17 protein-coding genes and 1 pseudogene are annotated in these 19,837 nt (G+C 42.7%); 7 read left to right on the forward strand and 11 right to left on the reverse strand.

All coding sequences use genetic code 11. The features are described 5' to 3' along the window. Positions 1–17 precede the first annotated feature (17 nt). From NF859_RS04265 to NF859_RS04275, 3 genes are all read left to right on the forward strand, one after another. Positions 18–1,151, forward strand: coding sequence for a saccharopine dehydrogenase family protein (locus tag NF859_RS04265; protein ID WP_353936092.1), 1,134 nt, complete (start codon positions 18–20; stop codon positions 1,149–1,151). Continuing rightward, the gene (locus tag NF859_RS04270; RefSeq protein WP_252743166.1) at positions 1,126–1,788 is read left to right on the forward strand and encodes a 16S rRNA methyltransferase; all 663 of its coding nucleotides are present in this window, start codon (positions 1,126–1,128) and stop codon (positions 1,786–1,788) included. The genes NF859_RS04265 and NF859_RS04270 overlap by 26 nt, the downstream gene beginning before the upstream one ends. A 70-nt stretch (positions 1,789–1,858) precedes the next feature. Beyond that, positions 1,859–2,275 (forward strand): translation initiation factor IF-5A, encoded by a 417-nt coding sequence (locus tag NF859_RS04275; protein WP_252743167.1) that lies wholly within the window; start codon positions 1,859–1,861, stop codon positions 2,273–2,275. 8 nt (positions 2,276–2,283) lie between these two features. Here NF859_RS04275 and NF859_RS10700 read toward each other — a convergent pair. Next, positions 2,284–2,454: pseudogene (locus NF859_RS10700) on the reverse strand (PfkB family carbohydrate kinase); the annotation flags it as partial. A 250-nt stretch (positions 2,455–2,704) separates the two neighbouring features. Between NF859_RS10700 and speB the strand changes: the two are divergent. Further along, positions 2,705–3,562, forward strand: coding sequence for an agmatinase (gene speB / locus NF859_RS04280; RefSeq protein WP_252743168.1), 858 nt, complete (start codon positions 2,705–2,707; stop codon positions 3,560–3,562). A gap of 1 nt (position 3,563) precedes the next feature. Here speB and NF859_RS04285 read toward each other — a convergent pair whose 3' ends face one another. From NF859_RS04285 to NF859_RS04315, 7 genes are all read right to left on the reverse strand, one after another. Next, the gene (locus NF859_RS04285) at positions 3,564–5,282 is read right to left on the reverse strand and encodes a chloride channel protein (RefSeq protein WP_252743169.1); all 1,719 of its coding nucleotides are present in this window, start codon (positions 5,280–5,282) and stop codon (positions 3,564–3,566) included. 73 nt (positions 5,283–5,355) lie between these two features. Continuing rightward, positions 5,356–6,729 carry a phosphoglucosamine mutase gene (gene glmM / locus NF859_RS04290; RefSeq protein WP_252743170.1) on the reverse strand — a complete coding sequence of 458 codons (1,374 nt, stop codon included), beginning with the start codon at positions 6,727–6,729 and terminating at the stop codon, positions 5,356–5,358. Positions 6,730–6,739: 10 nt separating this feature from the next. Continuing rightward, complete coding sequence (locus NF859_RS04295) at positions 6,740–7,132, reverse strand: hypothetical protein (protein ID WP_087035498.1); 393 nt, start codon at positions 7,130–7,132, stop codon at positions 6,740–6,742. Positions 7,133–7,134: 2 nt separating this feature from the next. Further along, a complete protein-coding gene (locus tag NF859_RS04300; protein WP_252743171.1) occupies positions 7,135–8,517 on the reverse strand; it encodes a mannose-1-phosphate guanylyltransferase/mannose-6-phosphate isomerase in 1,383 nt (460 codons plus the stop codon). Beyond that, positions 8,514–9,245: a mannosyl-3-phosphoglycerate phosphatase gene (gene mpgP / locus NF859_RS04305; protein WP_252743172.1), complete on the reverse strand. Its 732-nt coding sequence runs from the start codon at positions 9,243–9,245 to the stop codon at positions 8,514–8,516. The genes NF859_RS04300 and mpgP overlap by 4 nt, the downstream gene beginning before the upstream one ends. After that, positions 9,242–10,426, reverse strand: a complete 1,185-nt coding sequence (mpgS, locus tag NF859_RS04310) for a mannosyl-3-phosphoglycerate synthase (RefSeq protein WP_252743173.1) — start codon at positions 10,424–10,426, stop codon at positions 9,242–9,244. The genes mpgP and mpgS overlap by 4 nt, the downstream gene beginning before the upstream one ends. 112 nt (positions 10,427–10,538) lie before the next feature. Beyond that, positions 10,539–11,918 carry an ADP-specific glucokinase gene (locus NF859_RS04315; protein WP_252743221.1) on the reverse strand — a complete coding sequence of 460 codons (1,380 nt, stop codon included), beginning with the start codon at positions 11,916–11,918 and terminating at the stop codon, positions 10,539–10,541. A 114-nt stretch (positions 11,919–12,032) separates the two neighbouring features. Between NF859_RS04315 and NF859_RS04320 the strand changes: the two genes are divergently transcribed. Next, positions 12,033–12,896, forward strand: a complete 864-nt coding sequence (locus tag NF859_RS04320; RefSeq protein WP_252743174.1) for an MBL fold metallo-hydrolase — start codon at positions 12,033–12,035, stop codon at positions 12,894–12,896. 12 nt (positions 12,897–12,908) lie between these two features. Here NF859_RS04320 and gcvH read toward each other — a convergent pair whose 3' ends face one another. Next, positions 12,909–13,313 (reverse strand): glycine cleavage system protein GcvH, encoded by a 405-nt coding sequence (gene gcvH, locus NF859_RS04325; RefSeq protein WP_087035486.1) that lies wholly within the window; start codon positions 13,311–13,313, stop codon positions 12,909–12,911. 119 nt (positions 13,314–13,432) lie between these two features. On the opposite strand from gcvH, the gene NF859_RS04330 reads away from it, so the two are divergent. After that, the gene (locus NF859_RS04330; RefSeq protein ID WP_252743175.1) at positions 13,433–14,572 is read left to right on the forward strand and encodes an MFS transporter; all 1,140 of its coding nucleotides are present in this window, start codon (positions 13,433–13,435) and stop codon (positions 14,570–14,572) included. Positions 14,573–14,916: 344 nt separating this feature from the next. After that, positions 14,917–17,793 carry a leucine--tRNA ligase gene (leuS, locus tag NF859_RS04335; protein ID WP_252743176.1) on the forward strand — a complete coding sequence of 959 codons (2,877 nt, stop codon included), beginning with the start codon at positions 14,917–14,919 and terminating at the stop codon, positions 17,791–17,793. 79 nt (positions 17,794–17,872) lie between these two features. Here leuS and NF859_RS04340 read toward each other — a convergent pair whose 3' ends face one another. Both NF859_RS04340 and cdr read right to left on the reverse strand, forming a co-directional pair. Then, positions 17,873–18,424 (reverse strand): DUF998 domain-containing protein, encoded by a 552-nt coding sequence (locus NF859_RS04340; RefSeq protein ID WP_252743177.1) that lies wholly within the window; start codon positions 18,422–18,424, stop codon positions 17,873–17,875. 63 nt (positions 18,425–18,487) lie between these two features. After that, a complete protein-coding gene (gene cdr, locus NF859_RS04345) occupies positions 18,488–19,813 on the reverse strand; it encodes a CoA-disulfide reductase (protein WP_252743178.1) in 1,326 nt (441 codons plus the stop codon). Between the last annotated feature and the right edge of the window lie 24 nt (positions 19,814–19,837).

Raw genomic sequence — 19,837 nt, forward strand, 5'->3', positions numbered from 1 at the left:
AATAATTCCAGAACAACATTTTATATACCTTTGGTTCTACTTCTAAGGAGGTGGAGTGTATGAGAATCTTAGTACTTGGGGCTGGTAACGTTGGAAGGGCTATAGCTTATGATCTTAGTAAGGATTTTGAAGTGTGGGCAGGAGATAGAGACTTAAATCGATTGGAAGATGTGAAGAATTATGCGAATCCGATAAAAGTAGATGCCTCTGATTTTAGTTCTTTAGTGGAGAAGATGAAGGGCTTTGATCTTGTTGTGGGAGCTCTTCCCGGAAGGTTTGGATTTAGAACTCTAAAAGCGGCTGTAGAAGCTGGGGTGGATATTGTGGATGTTTCTTTTATGCCAGAAAATCCGTTAGCGCTTAGGGAAGAGGCCATAAAAGCAAATATAACGGCTATCGTTGATGCGGGTTTTGCCCCAGGGCTTAGCAATATCTTCTTAGGAAGAATTTATCAAGAAATGAGCCCTCTTGAAGAGGGAATAATCCGTGTGGGCGGGCTTCCGAAGATCCCAAAGCCACCCCTTTACTACAAAATCACTTGGTCGCCGTATGATCTGATAGAAGAATACACAAGGAAGGCAAGGATTGTGAAAGATGGCGAAGTTAGAGAAGTGGATCCACTGGAAAAAATTTGGAAAGTAAAGCTCAAAGACTTCGAATTTGAAGAGTTTGTAAGTGATGGGCTGAGAACCCTTATTGAAACAATAAACGCAAATCACCTCGAGGAGAGAACCCTTAGGTGGCCGGGGCATCTGGAGAAAATGAAAGTCCTGAAAGAGCTAGGATTTTTTGAAGAAGAAAACGTTGAATTTACCCTCAAAGTCATTGCCCCGTTAATGAGCTATGAGAGCGAGGACTTTTCGATAATGGAAGTTTATGGTAGGGGCTTTAAGAATGAAAAAGAGAGGGAAATCAGGTACTTCTTATATGATGAAGCAAAGGATGGTTTTACTTCTATGGCAAGGGTGACGGGATTCACGGCCGCTATAGTTTCTAGGATCGTTATGAATGGAGAGTGCGCATATGGAGTAATTCCTCCAGAGATTTTAGGGATGAGGGCTGACACGTATTCAAAAATAATGAAAGAGATAAGGGAGAGAGACATCCATGTGGAGGTAGTGGAAGATGCTCCATTTAGTAATAGCCGATAGTGAACTTGAGCTTGTGCCGGAGAAGATAAGAGACCACCCTTCGGTTGTCAACTATGCAAGGAAGAGGGGAAAGAAGCCAGATGAAGTGCTTCTTGATTCCACCTATCATCATTCAGCCCTTAAACTGCTGGAGGATGGAGAGAGGAGGGGAAGGCCGGATATAGTCCACCTGTGCCTTATAAACGCCCTTGAGAGTATATTAAACAAAGAGGGGGAGCTTAGGGTTTATGTACACACAAGAAACAACGAAGTTATTTATATTAAACCCGAGACCAGGCTTCCTCGAAACTACAATCGCTTTGTGGGGCTGATGGAAAGCTTATTCAAAAACAAAGCCGTTCCCAAAGATCTTGAACTTCTGAAAATGAGGAAGGGAACGCTTTCAGAACTCCTTGAGGAGATAGGCCCAGATGGGATTTTCATAATGCACGAAAATGGGAATTTATTAACTCCAAAGGAATTCGGAGAAAAATTGGTTAATTACGCCTCGCCGGCTGTTATCGTTGGCGGATTCCCCCATGGGGACTTTTTGAGTGAAGTAAAGGGAGAAAGGATTAGCATTTACAAGGAGCCTTTAATGGCATGGAGTGTTGTCAATGAGGTTTTGATAAACTATGAGGGAAGTTTACTTTGGTAGAATCTTCTTCAAAAATTTTTTAAATGCTTAAAATAAACCACATCAAGAACGTTTGTGGGAGGTAGGGAAGATGGGAGACAAAACCAAAGTTCAGGTTAGTAAGCTCAAACCCGGAAGATACATCCTTATTGATGACGAGCCGTGCAAAATAGCTAACATTGCGGTTTCATCCCCAGGAAAGCACGGTTCAGCAAAGGCAAGAATTGAGGCTGTTGGAATATTTGACGGCAAGGTTAGGAGTATTGTGAAGCCAACAAGCGCTGAAGTTGATGTCCCAATTATCGACAAGAGAACGGGTCAGATAATAGCCCTCACACCAGACACAGTCCAACTTATGGACATGGAGACATACGAAATCTTTGATGTCCCGATAGCAACGGGCGTTGATGACGAAATCAAGGATAAGCTCAGAGAGGGCATTAACGTTGAATACTGGGAGACCCTTGGCAGAATAAAGATAATGAAGCTCAAAGGGGAAGGCGAGTGACTCTTTTCTTAAATTTTTATGGGATTCCTAGGGCTTCCAACAACTTTACTTGCAGTTTTAATTCCTCGCTCTATTGCTTCTTTTAAAGAATCTCTTTGGGAGATGCCTGCCATTATTGTTCCGAAGAGTGAGTCTCCAGCACCCGTGAGTTCTACAACTCTCGTTTTTCGGCGGGTACTGAGATGATGTTTTCTTTTTCATCAAGTGCAATTACTTTTCCTTTCCGAAAGCTTCGCCCTTCAGGCCGGGGAGGGGTCAGTCTAAAAGAAGTCATTGTGAAGAGTGACGAGGGCAAGGAGGTCATTAAGCTTAGCATAGCTGGCAAAGAAGTTTCTCTAAGACCCAATGAGAAAATTGTCGTTCCTCTTTAGCTTTTAATCTTGCAAAACTTTTTAACCCCTATTCTAAACCCTCTCCGGGTGAAGGATGATGGAACTCCTCTATACTTATGAGACGCTAAAGCTTGAGTTCCCAATGAGCGATGTTGAGGAGGCTGACTTTGTAATCCTCGGCATTCCCTTTGACGGAACAACCTCCTACAAACCTGGAACAAGGTTCGGGCCTACGTTAATAAGACAAGCCACGCTTAATTTGGAGAGCTATATTTTAGATTACGATATTGACCTTGCAGAGGTAAAGATAGCTGACGTTGGCGATTTAGCAATCGTCGCAGGTAATCCGCTTGAAACAATAAAAAGAGGCATTGAGACAATAGAAGAAATCAAAAAAATAAACCCTAAGGCAGTGCCTATAGTCTTGGGTGGTGAACACTCAATGACTTTTGCCCCAGTGAAGGCATTGAAGCCGAAAAGCTACGTGGTATTCGATGCCCACCTTGATTTAAGAGAGAGCTATGAAGATAACCCCTGGAATCACGCATGTGTCGCCAGAAGGATTTCAGAATTGGGGGTTAAGGTTGCCGAGTTTGGAATAAGAAGTGGCACAAAAGAAGAGGTAGAATATGCCAAAAAGGCTGGCATACCTTGGGTTCATGCAAGGGAGTACAATCTTGAAAAGTTCATAGAGGTCGTAAAAGACCTCCCAGAGCCGGTGTATGTATCTGTGGACATAGATGTCTTTGATCTTTCAATGGTTCCTTCAACTGGGACTCCAGAAGCTGGTGGATTAAGGTTTTGGGAGGTTTTAGAGGCGCTGGAATGGTTGGTGAAGAACAAAGAGGTCATTGGTTTTGATATAATGGAAGTGGCGGGAATGGAGCTTGGAGATATTACAGCCTTAACTGCCGCAAAACTCCTCTTTTACATGATTGGAATGCTTTCAAAATGATTCACTCTTCTATGTACATTTCTTTTAATGCCCTATAATATGCCTTGTAAATGTCCCTCTTTGTTACAACACCAATAAGCCTTCTGTTTTCTGGACTTTCAACAATGGGAAGAAGGTTTTGGTCGTATTTCATTAGTTTTTCAAAGGCATCCTGAGCTGTTTCATTTAAATATCCAACACCGTATTCCTTGCGCAAAAACCTCTCTATTGGTAACGTTTTTATTCTTTGGGAGAGGTTTAGGAAGTCTTTTATACCCACTATTCCCAATACGTTCATTTTTTCATCAACAACCGGAAAGCAGTCGTGGCCGGTCTTTGCAACGAGCTCCTCCACATCCCTTAGGGTATTCCATTTGTAAACAAAGATGGGCTTTACAGTCATTATCTCTCTAACGGGGATTGTCTCTAAAACAACGGGGCGACCTGTTTTTATGCGAATTCCCCTCCGCTCAAGCTTTAGGGTATATACCGAAGAGCCTTTGAGAATAAACCTGGCTGTTAAAAAGCTCGTTGTTGCAGAGGTTATAACTCCTGGAAGAAGAGCGTATCCTCTAGTGAGCTCTGCCACCATGAGTATCTGGTTTATTGGTGCTTGAGTTAGTCCGCTAAAGAACGCTGCCATGCCTGCTAGGGCATAAACGGCTGGATTGATACCAATGGTGGGGAAAAGAAGTTTTAAAATTGTTCCATACGCAGCTCCAAGTAGAGCACCAATATAAAGGCTGGGAGCGAAGATGCCGCCGCTGTGCCCGGAGGATATCATCACGGATGTTGCCACCATCTTTCCAATTCCTAAAAGGATAAGGACTGCAAGGGGGAGCAATCCTGCAATGGCAAGCTCCATCCCTTCATAGCCAACCCCAAGTATTCCGTATTGGGGGAAGAACATTCCGATAACGCCAACACTTAGCCCTCCGATAAAAAGCTTTGTCCACAGTGGAGTTTTAATACCTTCAAATCTATCGGTGAGCCAAAACAGAAACTTTGCCCAATATGCAGCTAAAATCCCAAACAGTAAACCCATAAGGAACAGAAAGAAAAGTTCAATGTGTTCATGGGCAATCTGAATGGGAATATTGACTTCAAAAGCCTCCCCTAAGAACAGCAACGTCACGGTATTGCCGACCACGGCAGATAGGAATATCGGGACGAGGTTTATTGAAAATATCCCCATGTAAACGACTTCAAGGGCGAACATCGCTCCGGCAAATGGAGTATTAAAAGTCCCAGCTATTCCTGCAGCTAAACCGCATGTGGTTAGGAGCTTTTTCATTTCCGAGGAGAGTTTAAAAGTCTGCGTTAAGGCTGAGGCTAATGAAGCTCCGATGAAGCCTATGGGGCCTTCTCTACCAACACTTCCTCCGCTTCCGATGGTAATTGAAGTTACCAGTGCCTTCAAAATTGCCAGTATTCCCTTTATTTCTCCTCTTTTGAATATAACCGCCTCTATAACCTCGGGTATGCCGTTTCCCTTTAATTCGGGATAATTTTTGATTATTGGTGCGACTATGAGGCTCCCTATTGCTGGAAGCAAAATATATCCGAAGTTGTAACCGTGGTAATAGAAGGAGATGTGGGGGAGTAAAATCTCAAAAAACAGCAATCTCGTGAGAAATATTAGCTTTCTGAAAACAACCGCCCCCAATCCACCGACTACCCCTGTGAGTATAGAGAGGAAAAGAATAGTTGACCACTTCTTTACATACTCTTCTCTTCTCATCGACTTAGGAATAATCTCTAGGGGTATTTAAAGATTGAAGAAACCAAAGGTGGGCATATTAAAGTTTAAAAAGTTAAGCCTTTAAGGCTTCCTCCAGCAGCTTTAGTCCTACGTTGAGGTATTCTCTTGCCTTTTCTTCACTTCTTGCCTCTGCAAAGATTCTTATTATTGGCTCTGTTCCGCTTGCCCTTACGAGCACCCATCCATCTTCGAAAAGAACCTTTGTTCCATCGGTAGTGTCAATTTTTAGCCCTTCTTTCTCTGCAATCTCCGCAACCTTTGCCACTATTGCTTTTCTATCCCCCTCGACGTGTCTTTTGGTCTTTACTTGGTAGAACTTTGGAAGCTCGTCTATAAGCTCACTGAACTTTTTACCGCTTTTTGCAAAGATTTCAACTATCTTTGCAGCGGTCATAGCTCCATCTCTGCCCAAAACGTGATCTGGAAAGATAACTCCTCCGTTTTCCTCTCCCCCCACTAAACCGTTGTGCTCAAGCAGTGCCCTCGAAACTATTAGATCTCCAACTTTTGTCTTCAGAACTTTTCCTCCGTAGATTTTGGCAAGCTCGTCTATTATGTGGGATGTTGCCACGGTTGTTACGACCAAACCTCCCTTGTTCTCTTCGAGCATTGCTTTCACAACTAATGCGAAGGTTTTATCTCCTTGTATGAAGTTTCCGTTCTCGTCTATGAAGACTGATCGGTCTGCATCGCCATCTTGGGCTATTCCAAAGTCCGCTCCAAGTGCTTTCACGATCTTCATAAATCCTTGGAGATTCTCTTCATTGGGTTCTGGATTTCTTGCCGGGAAGTGTCCGTCGGGATGGGCGTTTACGCTAACAACTTTACAGCCGAGCTCTCTCAAGAGATAAGGGAGCACTAAGGATCCTGCGCCATTCGAAGTATCCACCACGACAAAGGGTCTTCTCTTTCTTATTGCCTCCACATCCACCCTCGCCTTTATTGCGTCTATGTAAGGCCTTATTATGTCCCTCTCAACCAGCTGACCTATCTCGTCCCACTTAGCTCTGTAAAAGTCTTCTTTGAAGAATAACTCCTCTACAATTGCTTCTCTTTCTTTTTTGAGGCCTAGACCATTTGGCTCAAGGAGTTTTATCCCATTATATTCAGGTGGATTGTGGCTTGCAGTTATTACAGCCCCTCCATCGACTTTGAAGTACTTGCATGCGAACTGAATCGCTGGAGTTGGTGCTATGCCCACATCTATGACGTTGACTCCAACGCTTAGAAGACCGCTTATCAAGGCATTTTTGAGCATCTCTCCGCTAACTCTTGTGTCCCTTCCTACGACAACCCAGAGCTCCTTGTCAGGCTGTTCCCTTTTTAAGAGCGTTCCAAATGCCATTCCCATTTTGAGTGCAAATTCTGGGGTTATCTTTTCATTTGCGATTCCTCTAACTCCAAACGTCCCAAATATCTTGCCCATCATCATCACCTCACGTAAGTGCTTTTATAAGCTCAAGGATGATTGCTATGAAGGAATAGAATGCATAGGTAAAGACTGCAACCTGAATTAGTGCAACTCCTCCCTTTAGTGCCTTCATGTTTTCAGGTAGGAGGGGTATAGGGATTCCAATTAACACTGTACCAAAGAGGAGTATTATAACCCTATACAATGCGTCGAAGTCTATCGGAAGCTTCATCTCTGGGTAGGTTATCTCTACATTAACTCCTTGAATGGGGACGGTGATCTTAGCATTCCCAAGTCCCTTTAGAGTAAAGTAGCTTATCACAAGTACGAAGAGTATAGTGCCGAGTAGGCTAATTGAAAGGGAGGAGAGCGTTTCGCTGAGTCTTTCCCATCTGTCTTTGCAGCTTTCTTTCCCCATTTTTAGTCTCTCCCGAAGTCATCCTGGAACCTTTCAATGTCATCTTCCCCTAGATATTCCCCGATCTGAGTCTCTATGACCTCAAGGATCACTTTTCCCGGATTTTCGAGCCTGTGGACAACCCCTGCGGGAATGAATGTGCTCTCTCCCGGCCTTAGCAGTAGCTCCTTCTCTCCGATTTTTACCTTTGCAGTTCCCCTCACAACAACCCAATGCTCTGAACGATGATAATGTCTTTGGAGGGATAGTCTTTTGCCAGGTAAGACCGTTAAGCGCTTTATTTTGTACCTCTCTCCCTCTTCAAGAACTGTATAGGCTCCCCAGGGTCTGTATGCAGTCCTGTGTACTAGGGCTCTCTCATCTCCTTTTTCTACTAGCTTTTTGTAGACCTCTTTGACCTTTTGGGTTTCGCCCTTCTTAGCTACGAGCAGGGCATCTCCGGTGTCTATTATCACTAGGTCTTCTACTCCCACTGTTGCAGTTAGCCTCTCCGTTATTATTAGGTTGTCCTTTGAATCTACGTTTATATAGTCCCCCTTAAATCCACTTATTCTGATGGCATTTCCGTTTTCATCTTTTTCAAAGGCCTCGTATATTGCATCAAAGCTTCCTAAGTCATTCCAGTAAGTGTTTAGTGGCACTACAGCTGCTTTGTCAGTCTTTTCCATGATGCCGTAGTCTACGGAAATTTCCGGAACCTTTTCATATGCTTCTTCTATGCTTTTCGCCTCTTCAAAGGCGTTGTAGACCTCTGGAGCGAGAGTCTTTACCTCTTCAATGAACAGTGAGCTATCGAAAAGGAACATACCGCTGTTCCAGTAGTAGCCCTCTTCCACATAGCGCTTTGCGGTTTCGTAATCCGGCTTTTCTTTGAACTCCTCAACTTTGTATCCCCCTTCAAGTTTCTCTCCTGGTTTTATGTAGCCATAGCCGGTGTGGGGCTTTGTTGGCTTAATGCCGAATGTTATGAAATAGTTATCTGCAAGTTTTTCGGCATTTTCAAACGCCCTTACATAGTCTTCGTTAACCCTTATTAGATGATCTGATGGTAGAACAGCAACTTTTGACTTCCCGTAGTTCTCTTCTATAACCCTCATTCCCCAGAAAATTGCGGGCAAAGTATTTTTTCCAACAGGTTCAAGAAGAATATTCTCCTCTGGAACTTCTATACCAAGCTCCTTCAAGTCATCTAGAACCCTAAACTTGTATTCCTTGTTTGTGACGATGAATATCTCTTTGGGTTTCGAGAATTTTAACGCTCTTTCAACGGTCTTTTGGAAGAGGGATGCACTGTCGAAAATTCTTATAAACTGCTTTGGCATTAACTCTCTACTCAATGGCCATAATCTAGTCCCTTTTCCTCCAGCAAGGATAAGTGTTTTCATTCTATCACCTCCATAAGTTCTTTTATTGTCCTTATGTTCTTAGCTCTTTTGTGTGGAATGTTTAAGGCAAATGGGTGATCAACAACCTCAAGCATCGGAATATCGTTTTCTCCATCCCCCACGGCGTAGCTTTCTACTTTTCCAATCTTTGAGTATAAACCTATAAGCATTTTTGCGGCTTTCCCCTTATCAGTGTCTCCGGTAACAGTGTAAAATCTGCTGCCTCTGGTGATCTTAAGCCCTCTCTGCTCTATCTCTTTTTGGAATCCCTCTTTTGCCCATTTGAAAATTGTCTCTGAATATTCTCTCTTCACAGCGAGTTCTGCAAGTTCCTTTGGGAGACCAGTAAATTCGATAATCTCTTCAATTGTTGAATTCCCATAGTATTTTAGCCCAAAGCGGCTGCTTATTTCATCTAAAGCTTTTTTTATGATATCATACTTTGTGCCGAGTTCGATGACATAGTAACCCTCATTTTCCCGGCTGTATGGGAATTCAAAGCTGAAATACCCTCTTGGAATGTAAATTGCGCTCCCATTCTCAACTATGAAGGGATCCGAGACTTTGAGTGCTTTTCTGTAATACTCCTGCTCTGCCTTTGTCTTTGAAGAGTTAAAGACTATTTTGAACCCTTTTTCCTTCAGGAAACTCACTATCTCCTTCGCTGGCTCTGGAGAGTAATCCTCTCCAATAAGGGTTTTATCCAGATCCAGGAAGATTACCTTCATAAATCGAACCTCAGGAGAGTTTCTTGGTTTGATTCGAGGGTTTTCATCCACTTTTTGATGTCTATGTTCTTTATTGGTCTCATGACCCTTGGTTTTGGCGGTTCTTCATCCTCTTTTATTATTCCATGCATTCTGAGGTCTTCTAAAATCTGCCTTTTCAACCGCTCTGATGCAAGTTTGGAGTGGTATATTGTGGTTAAAGACAGCAGCACCATCTCCTTTACATGTTCCTGCCCCTTATCCTCGTGGAAGTGGGGATTTAACGTTTCTATCTGGAATATTTCTATCCCTTGATCAAAAACATCTTGGAACTCTTCCACATTTTCCCAACTACCAAAGCGCTCAAGAAGATACACTATCTCATAGGGCTCTATTGAATAGCCCGTTGAAAACGGTAGAATTTCTGCAAGCTTCATTGTCATTGCGTGTTCTCCAGCATTGCCGGTTACCATTATCGTGGTTTCAAATGCAGTCTTCTCACTTATCAGCTGATTCAGATAGCGATTAGTTATTTCACTCACCCTTCCCCACTTCTTGAAATAAAGCGTTCCTCTGCTAACTTTAGGCTTGTGCCTCCAGTGGAGCCTTACCATCGTGTATTCACTTTCACTCATCAAGAATCCAGCGGCATAGTCCTTGACATATTCATTAACCGCTCCGGGTATGTAGTTGTCTGCATCAACGAATCCTACGTATTTGGCTCCTATTGCCCTAGCAAGCATTATTCCTATGAGCATGCCCTCTCCTTTTCCACTTCTCACAAGTCCTTTTTCGTCTAAGATGTCCTCGTACCCTGTCTCTCTAAACGCCTCCGCTAGCCCGGGATCTCTCTGGTGGATCATAATAACTTTCGAGTGTGTCAAATTGCAGAAGTGTTTTACTAAATCTACCTCCTGCTTGAATCTGTTGGGCCCCTTTCTTTTGCTGTTAGAGACTATTATGATTGGCGATTTGTGGGGTATTGCTTTAAGAACTCCATCAACTAAGTGTAGCTTTTCGTTTTTCATCGGCACGACTATTGCCATTTCTCCAATGGTTTTGTAGATATCCTCCCTTGGAATATTTTGAACAGTGAACATAGGAACATCTTCAGTTTCCGTGTCCATCTTGATGACTTTTTGTAGTTCGTAAATCTTCACAGCTCCAAAGATTTCTTTATAAACCGGAGCTTCTAAAAGCATATTATCACCTCCCAAGTGATTAGAGCAAGCAGAATAATGAAAACACTCTGCCAGATACTTTTTATTTTTTCCTATATATAAATTTTACCCTAGGTTAAAAAAATAAAGAAGGTTACCTTTTCCTCATGCCAAATTCACTGACAAAAGCAGAGCTTGAAATGGTATCTCCAATTCCAACGGTGCTCTTGGGAGATGCTACAATCTTTGTTGGCACAAAAGCAAGTTGTCTGTCCACCATATCAATAAGGCCGTTCTCAAATTCTGTGAACTCCTTTTCAAGTTCTTCTTCAAGCACTATTGCCCTTTCATTTGTTGGTACACTTAGGGCATCTCTAATCTGCTCTATTCTTTCAAGGTTTCCTTTCATGGCTTTAGCAGCTGCAGCGAGGGATGCAAAGAGCAGAGCATCTCTTACCTCTTCTCCTCTGTATTGAGTTAGGGCGAGGTAGTAGCCGTAGGTGTGGAAGTGAATTCTCTCAATTCCTGTCTCGTCCATTAAAACATTCATCGCATCTATGACTGAGAAGATATGTCCCTCCAGAACTTCTTTTGCCAGTTCTTCATCTCCTATTATCTCCATTATTGAGGCAAGTTCTACTTCATTAAGGCCGACACTTGTGAACTTCGGTAGAAGCTCTATAAGTGCCTCTCTAACCCTTCTGTTTGCAGTATATGCAAATTCAAAGTGGCTCTTCACGTTGTAGCGGTTGAGGATATTCAAATGACTTTCAACTCTATCAAGAACATCTCTGTATGTTGTTCCGTCGGGATAGTATTCCTTTAAAACCTGCAGCCCGCTTATTATCGCTAGCTCAACATTTTTGGTAATTTCCTCAAAGCCTTCTCTGAATTCCCTTCTCATGTAGACCCTCGCGTTGTAGTCATCGGCATTGGCTATGAATCTATTCTCTCTTGGTGCTTGAACATCAAAAACCTGAAAACCTCTGGGAAATTCATATATGTAGTGGATTAACTCTTCTTCCTCTGCAATGGCATCTTTAGGGTGAACTAGCTTCAACTCATTTCCTTCAAAGACGGGGACATAAATAGGACCATCTACAAACAACTCCGCCTGAAGCTTTGGATTCTGAGGAACATGAACAATCGTCGGAATCCTATACACTCCCCCAAGAAGGTTCGCCATTATTCCGGCTTGCCCTCCTATTCTCAGCTCATCCCATCCCCATTCCCTTAAGTATCTCCTCACTTCCTCACTCTCTACAAACCACTCCATAGCCTTGCCAAGTTTTATGCTCCTCAATATTCCACCAAGAAGCTCTTCAATGGAGGAGATCTTTTCAGGTGGATTTTCAATAATTTCAAAAACCTTGTCTCTCCCTATTTCGGTTATTCTTTTTTCTAGATCTTCCTTGTCTAAATATTTTATGGCATCAATGTTGGTGTTATATGCCAGAAGAACACCCTTAACGTTTGGGATAGCGTTTAGAGCATTCTCAAAGGCGTTTACATACAGCCTTTTCCACAATCTTATCCTATCTTTAAGGCTTTCCTTCATAGCTTATCACCTCCAGTGTTGGTATGCATTCAAAATTAATAAACATTAGCCAAGATAAACTTCAAAAACTTCCGGCATAAACTATGGATGATGATAATCAAAGGTATTGGGTTGGATTCTTCATCAAAAATTGCCTTTCAAAGTCATGCTCACACTGATCATTTTGTTAGTGGAGAGTTTATAATATCCACAAAACCCACGAAGTTCCTCAGCCATCTCAAAAAAGGTGGATTCTACAAGACCTACCGATTTGGAGAGAGCTTTTACATAGGTGATTATAAAGCAAAGCTCTATCCAGCAGGTCACATGCTGGGCTCTGCTCAAATATACATCAAATTTGATGAGTTTTCACTCCTTTACACAGGGGATGTAAAGTGGTTTAAGCTTAGAACGGCCGAAAAAAGCAAATTCAGAAAGGCTGATATCTTGGTTATTGAAGCCACCTACGGCCTTCCAATGTACAACTTTCCGACTCCCAGAGAAGCTGAAAAGAAGCTCATAGCCTTTGTAGAGGAAGCATTAGACAGAAAAAAGGTTCCAACGCTCTATGCAAATCAAATGGGAAAGGCTCAGGAACTGCTTAAAATTCTGGACGTTCATGGCTATTCTGCGAGAGTTCCAAGTGATATAAGAAAAGTCGCCAAGATCTACGAAAAATTTGGAATTAAGTTTAACAACATTTCAAATGATGGGGAGGTTGTTATTAGGGGTTTTAGAACTCAAAAGCCTATTAACGGCATCCATCCTTCTGAGCTGTTTGTTTCTGGGTTTGGGAACCTAAAGTTCAGCAACCATGCAGACTTCTGGGAGCTTATAAGAATAATTGAGAGGGTTAAGCCTGAAAAAATTTACACACGATACGGCTATAATAGGGAATTTGCAAGGATTTTGAGAGGATTGGGATATGAAGCAAGGCCTGTAGAAGATGTTTTGCTTTCAGGAGAATTAATTTGAAAGAAGAAGAAATCAGAGTGATTTCAAGTATTCAGCATAAGCGTTAGCATCCATAAGCTCTTTCAATTCCTCTTCAAGATTGCTTGGCTTTATCTTAGCAATCCAAGCTCCATATGGGTCTTCGTTGATTTTTTCTGGAGCGTCTTCAAGTTCTTCGTTAACTTCAATTACCTCACCGCTAACTGGTGCGTAAACTTCGCTTACGGCTTTTACGCTTTCTACTTCGCAGAGTACATCTCCTTTTGCCACCTCTTTCCCAACCTCTGGAAGCTCTACATAAGCGAGGTCACCAAGCTCCTTTTGTGCATAGTCGGTTATTCCCACTAAAACCGTGCCATCCTCAAGCACTTGAGCCCATTCGTGGTCCTTGGTGTAGTATAGTCCTTCTTTAATCTTGTATTCTCCAACCTCAATCATAGCAATCACCATAGCCTTTTATAGCTAAAAAACATTTAAAGCTTTTCCTAATTGTGATCACTTTTGAGCAAAATGTATTATTGAATTGACCACATAAATTAGCTTTTGAGGGAGAGTAAATGAGAGACAATCGAAATTTTTGGCTCTTTGCCATGGGACGTTTCGTATCTCTCGTGGGAAGTGGAGTACAAGATGTGGCTTTGCCCTTGTTCATTCTAGATTTAACAGGCTCTGGCACGATAATGGGAACTTTTATGATAATTTCAATGCTTCCTCGATTACTCCTATACCCAATAGCTGGCGTTTTGGGAGATAGAATCAACAGAAAGTGGATAATGGTCTGGATGGACTTTGGGAGGGGAGTAGTTATTCTACTTCTGGCTCTTTTGGCGTCAAAAAATTTAATAACAATACCTATCCTCTTTGGGGCGCAGTTCGTTGTGTCGATCATGAACGCCCTGTTTGGGCCGGCAACCAGTGCTATGCTGCCGGATATAGTAGAAAAAGAGGAGTTAATGAGAGCAAATTCAATTTTGATGAGCCTCAACAGCACAGCTTATATAGTAGGCCCAGCCCTTGGTGGGATAATTTATGGGATGGGAGGAATAATGATAGCGTTTCTTATCAATGGTGTGTCGTTTATAGCTTCAGGTGTTAGTGAGCTTTTTATAAGATATGAACAAAAAGTAGAGAAGATAAAAAACATTGGCGAAGTTTTTGAGGGTTTAAGAGATGGCTTAAACTACATAAGAGTCCGAAGAGGAATATTAATTTTGATGGGCTTTGCTTTGGTGATTAACTTTTTTGCGGCTCCAATATTTGCGGTTCTTTACCCTTATGTGATGAGGATAGTTATTAAATTCACTGCAGAGCAGTACGGTCTTTTAGAGACTTCGTTTATGGGGGGTATACTTCTCGGAAACATCTTAATCGGTGCACTGTTTGCAAAGAAAAAGGCTGAGAACCTTTTAGTTAAAGGTTTGATAGTTGAAACAATTCTACTGTTGATTTTTGCCGTTTTAATGCTCCCACAAAGCATTGCATTCTTTTTGGGACCCAGCTGGAGAATGTTTGGTGCAATCGCTTTGGTATCGGTTTTAATGGGGGTTTCAAATGCCTTCGTGAACACTCCACTAAACGTGGAATTCCAGCAACTTGTTCCAACGGAATATAGGGCGAGGGTGTTTTTCGGTTTTGGAAGTTATGAGTCAGGGAATAATTCCCATAGGCTATGGTGTCGTTGGCATACTCCTCGATAAGACTCCTGCCCATTTAATTGCTCTTAGTTTAGCAGTACTGGTACTTTTCTTAGTTTTGCTATTTGTGACAAAATACTCAAAAGCTGTTTTTATAGAATTTGAAAGTAGGAAGAAGGAAGCTGAAATGGAAGCAATGCTTTAACTCTTCATCATATCCAAAAGATTTAAATATCCTAATGCCAAGATAAAGGGCGATGCTTATGAGGGGGGATCGAGTTCTCCACGAGTTGGCATTCCTCTTATGCTGATCAACTTAGCTATCCCCCTAGACGTAAATCCAAGTCTTTTTCCTCGGTGCAAACTCTTTTAAAAGACGTTTTTAACAACATCAGGGAGGTTAGGATATGGTAGATTTCAAGGCTATTGAAGAAAAATGGCAGCAGAAGTGGCTGGAAGAGAAGGTATTCGAACCTCAGATAGATGAAAAGAAGCCAAAGTTCTACATAACGGTTGCATTCCCCTACTTGTCAGGCCACTTGCACGTGGGACATGCTAGAACCTATACAATACCGGACGTTATTGCAAGGTTCAAGAGAATGCAGGGATACAATGTCTTGTTCCCAATGGCGTGGCATATAACCGGCTCTCCAATAGTCGGGATAGCGGAAAGAATAAAGCACAGGGATCCCCAGACAATCTACGTTTATAGGGATGTCTACAAAGTTCCGGAGGACATTTTGTGGACATTTGAAGATCCAGTGAATATAGTAAAGTACTTCATGAAGGCCGCAAGGGAGACTTTTATCAGAGCGGGTTTTAGTGTTGACTGGAGCAGAGAATTCCACACGACATCGCTCTTTCCGCCGTTCAGTAAGTTTATCGAGTGGCAGTTCTTGAGATTAAAAGAAAAAGGGCTGATCGTTAAGGGAACCCACTACGTCAGATGGGATCCAGTTGTTGGAACCCCCTTGGGAGATCACGACCTAATTGAGGGAGAAGATGTACAGATACTGGATTACATTCTGATAAAGTTCGTTCTTGAAGAGAAAGGCGAAGTTTACTATCTACCTGCGGCAACCCTAAGGCCCGAAACCGTTTACGGAGTAACCAACATGTGGTTAAATCCCGAGGCAACTTACGTGAAAGCCAGAGTTAAGAGCGGAGACAAGGAAGAGAAATGGATAATAAGCAAGGAAGCCGCTTACAAGTTGAGCTTCCAAGATAAGGATATTGAAGTTCTGGAAGAGTTCAAGGGAGAGAAGTTAATTGGAAAGTGGGTCAAGAACCCGGTAACTGGAGATGAGGTAATTATTTTGCCTGCTGAGTTCGTTGATCCAGATAACGCTACCGGAGTAGTCATGAGCGTTCCTGCACATGCACCCTTCGATCATGCCGCCTTGGAGGACATAAAGAAGAACACAGAAATCCTGTTGAGGTATGATATTGATCCAAGGATCGTTGAAAACATAAGCTACATCTCCCTGATTGAGTTGGAGGGCTATGGTGAATTCCCGGCTGTTGAAGAGAGTGAAAAGCTTGGAGTAAAAAGCCAAAAAGATGTGGAAAAACTTGAACAGGCCACAAAAAACATCTACAAAGCTGAATACCACAAGGGTGTCTTCAAGATTGAGCCCTACAAAGGAAAACCCGTTAACGAGGTAAAGGAGCTAGTAGCTAAGGAGATGCTCGAAAAAGGAATAGCTGACAGGATGTATGAATTCTCGGACAAAAACGTCATCTCAAGGTTTGGAAACAGAGCGGTTATAAAAATAATCCACGATCAATGGTTTATCGACTACGGAAACCCAGAATGGAAGGCAAAGGCGAGAGAAGCTTTAGCAGAAATGAAAATCCTGCCGGAGTCAAGAAGGGCACAGTTTGAAGCCATAATAGAGTGGCTCGACAAGAAGGCCTGTGCGAGAAAAGTTGGCCTTGGAACTCCTTTGCCGTGGGATCCGGAGTGGGTGATCGAAAGTCTGAGCGACTCAACAATTTACATGGCTTACTACACCATAAGCAGAGCCGTAAATAAGTATGGCATTAAAGGAGAACAGCTAATCCCAGAAGTTTTTGACTACATATTCCTTGAGGACTTTAGCGAGGAGAAAGAAAAGCAGCTAAGCGAAAAAACGGGCATTCCAAAAGAAGTTATAAGAGAAATGAAGGAAGAATTTGAATACTGGTATCCGCTGGACTGGAGATGCTCGGCTAAGGACTTAATTCCAAACCACTTAACGTTCTTTATCTTCAATCACGTTGCCATATTCAGAAAAGAGCACTGGCCGAAAGGAATAGCGGTTAACGGCTTTGGAACTCTTGAAGGACAGAAAATGAGCAAGAGCAAGGGGAACGTGCTCAACTTTATCGATGCCATTGAAGAGAACGGGGCAGATGTGGTTAGACTTTACATCATGAGTCTAGCAGAGCACGACAGCGACTTTGACTGGAAGAGGAGTGAAGTGGGCAAATTAAGAAAGCAAATAGAGAGATTCTATGAGCTTATAATGGAATTTGCAGCTTATGAGGACAAAGACGTTGAGCTAATGGACATTGACAAATGGCTCTTGCACAGAGTTAACAAAGCCATAAAAGGTGCCACTGAGGCTCTGGAGGAATTTAGAACAAGGACGGCTGTTCAATGGGCTTTCTACAGCATACTGAACGACCTAAGATGGTACATGAGGAGAACAGAAGGAAGGGACGATGAAGCGAAAAAGGTTACTTTGAGGAGAGTTGCTGATATCTGGGTTCGCTTGATGGCTCCGTTTACACCACACATAGCTGAGGAACTCTGGACAAAGCTTGGTGGAGAGGGCTTTGTAAGCCTTGCCAAGTGGCCAGAGCCTGTTGAAGAGTGGTGGAACGAAACAATAGAACTTGAAGAGGACTACATCAAAGCACTAATCGATGATATAAAGGAAATTATCACCGTTGCAAAGCTCGAAAATGCAAAGAGAGCCTACATCTACACAGCTGAAGAGTGGAAGTGGAGAGTAGCGGAGATAGTCGCGGAGAAGAAGGACTTCAAGGCAGCTATGAGTGAAGTAATGAAAGATCCAGAGATGAGAAAGCGTGGCAAGGAAGTTTCAAAGCTGATTCAAAAGCTTGTCAAGGAGAGAGCTTTTGAACTCAAGCGCATCGATGAGGAGAAGGCCTTAAGACAGGCAAAGGACTTCATAGAACGCGAAACGGGGCTAGAAATCATCATAAACCCAGAGGAGGACAAGGGCGGAAAGAAGAAGCAGGCAATGCCGATGAAGCCTGCAATATTTGTGGAGTGAGTTCTTTTTCTATCTCTTTTCTCTTAGAATATCCTAAAAGGAGAAAAGCCACTTTAAAGACCAAGCTCAAAATTCGAAATTATGAGTTTACTTGAAACCTTTTTATCGTATCAATGTAAAACGGGGCTGTTGCAAATACAGAGACGAGCTCTGGGATTGCTACTCCCTTTGGAACATTGTATGCAAAATGAATGAGCCACGCTAGTATCGCAACTGTTAGAGCAGGAATAGGTAAATAACTTCTAAAGTAGACCCCATAGGCAACTAGGAATACTGCAAGAGAGAGAAAGAACGCCACCGAGACTTTGAAGTGCAGTCCCCTGTAGATTTCATCAAAAACAGCCACCAGAATTAGCGTAAACCCGACTAAGAACCCCACAGCAGAGAAAGCTTTGCTGGTTTTGTATATGCACAGTGCTGAAACGTATATGATAAGAGCCCCTCCGAGACTCAAGCCAAAGTTAAATATCGGTGCAACGGAGCTTCTTGTGGCATGTCCAAGATCGCTTAGGGCGTTGTTTGTGATATTGAACCAATCTGAGAGAAGTATTGCTATTGCAATTGATATTAAGGGTATCGCTATTGAGAGATACGCCAGGTATAAACAGGGGGCTTTGTTTATTGCTTTCATGGTTTTTACTTGAGACTTAACCTAAATAAGGTTTTTTGGAGAAATTTAAAATTAAAGAGGGGATCAGAACTTCAAGACCCTTGCTAGAACTACCAGTGGATCCCAAACCGGGGCAAACGGTGGTGCATAGGCTAAATCGGCAAAGAAGAGGTCTTTTGTTGTAAATCCTGCTTGTAAAGCTACTGCAAAAGCATCCACTCTTGGAAGTATCTCTGCTCCAACTGCCTGTAAGCCTAAGAGCCTTCCGTTCTCTTTGTCCGCTATTGCTTTGAGCCATATCTTCTTTCCGCCCGGATAATAATGGGGTTTTGTTCTTGCCTCTATGAATGCCGTCTTAACATCATATCCTTCTTTTAGGGCTTCTCCTTCTGTTAGCCCGGTTTTCCCAATTTCGAGATCCATGAATTTGGTTATGGCCGTTCCAAGAACTCCTGGAAATGTTATGTCAACACCCGCTATGTTGCTTCCCGCTACGTAGCCCATCTTGTTACCCGGTGGAGCCAATGGCACCCATACCCTTCTGCCAGTGATCAAATGCTTTGTCTCGGCAACGTCTCCAGCAGCATAGACGTTTTCAATGCTCGTTTGCATTCTCTCGTTTGTCCATATTGCTCCAGTTTCCCCTATCCTAACCCCTAGTTGTCGTGCAAGCTCTGTGTTTGGCTTGATTCCAGTGGCTATGATGACTAGATCGGCTTTATACTCCCCTGCATCAGTGACTACCTTCTCTACCTTCTCTTCTCCTTCAATCCTAAGGGTTACTTCTTCCAGACGGAGGTTTAGGTGTTCTCTGAGTTTTGCCTCTACTATATCGGTGATTTCCTTGTCAAAGGTTTTTCTTAAGACCCTCTCGCTTCTGCCGATTAGTGTTACATTCTTTCCCTGAACCACAAATGCTTCGGCCATCTCAAGTGCTATATAGCCAGTTCCAATCACCACAACGTTCCTTACATCATTTTTCTCCACATATTCTTTTATTGCAACCGCATCTGGAGGCAGGTCTGCTGTAAAAACTCCCCTCAAATCTACACCCTCTATTGGCGGTACTTGGGGGGAGGCGCCGTTTGCAAAAACCAAGTAGTCCCACTCGTAGGTTTTCTCTTCACCATTCTCCCTTACTCTCACACTTCCTTGCTCAACTTCTATCACTTCTGCATTCAAGTGCAGGTCAATTCCTCTCTTTTTGATGAAAAACTCGGGTGGATAGTGCATAAGTTTCTCCTTTGGAGAAATTCCTTCAACGACATAAGGCACTCCACAGGGGGCATGACTGACCCATTCAGTCGCTTCAAACACCTTTACATCCCATTCAGGTTTCAGTCTCTTCACTCTTGATGCAGTGCTCATTCCAGCAGCTCCGCCACCTATGATAACAACTGTCTTTTTCATATTTATCACCAAAGAAGGGTTGTA

It is taken from the genome of Thermococcus alcaliphilus (genome assembly GCF_024054535.1).
Taxonomy (GTDB): Archaea; Methanobacteriota_B; Thermococci; order Thermococcales; family Thermococcaceae; genus Thermococcus_A; species Thermococcus_A alcaliphilus.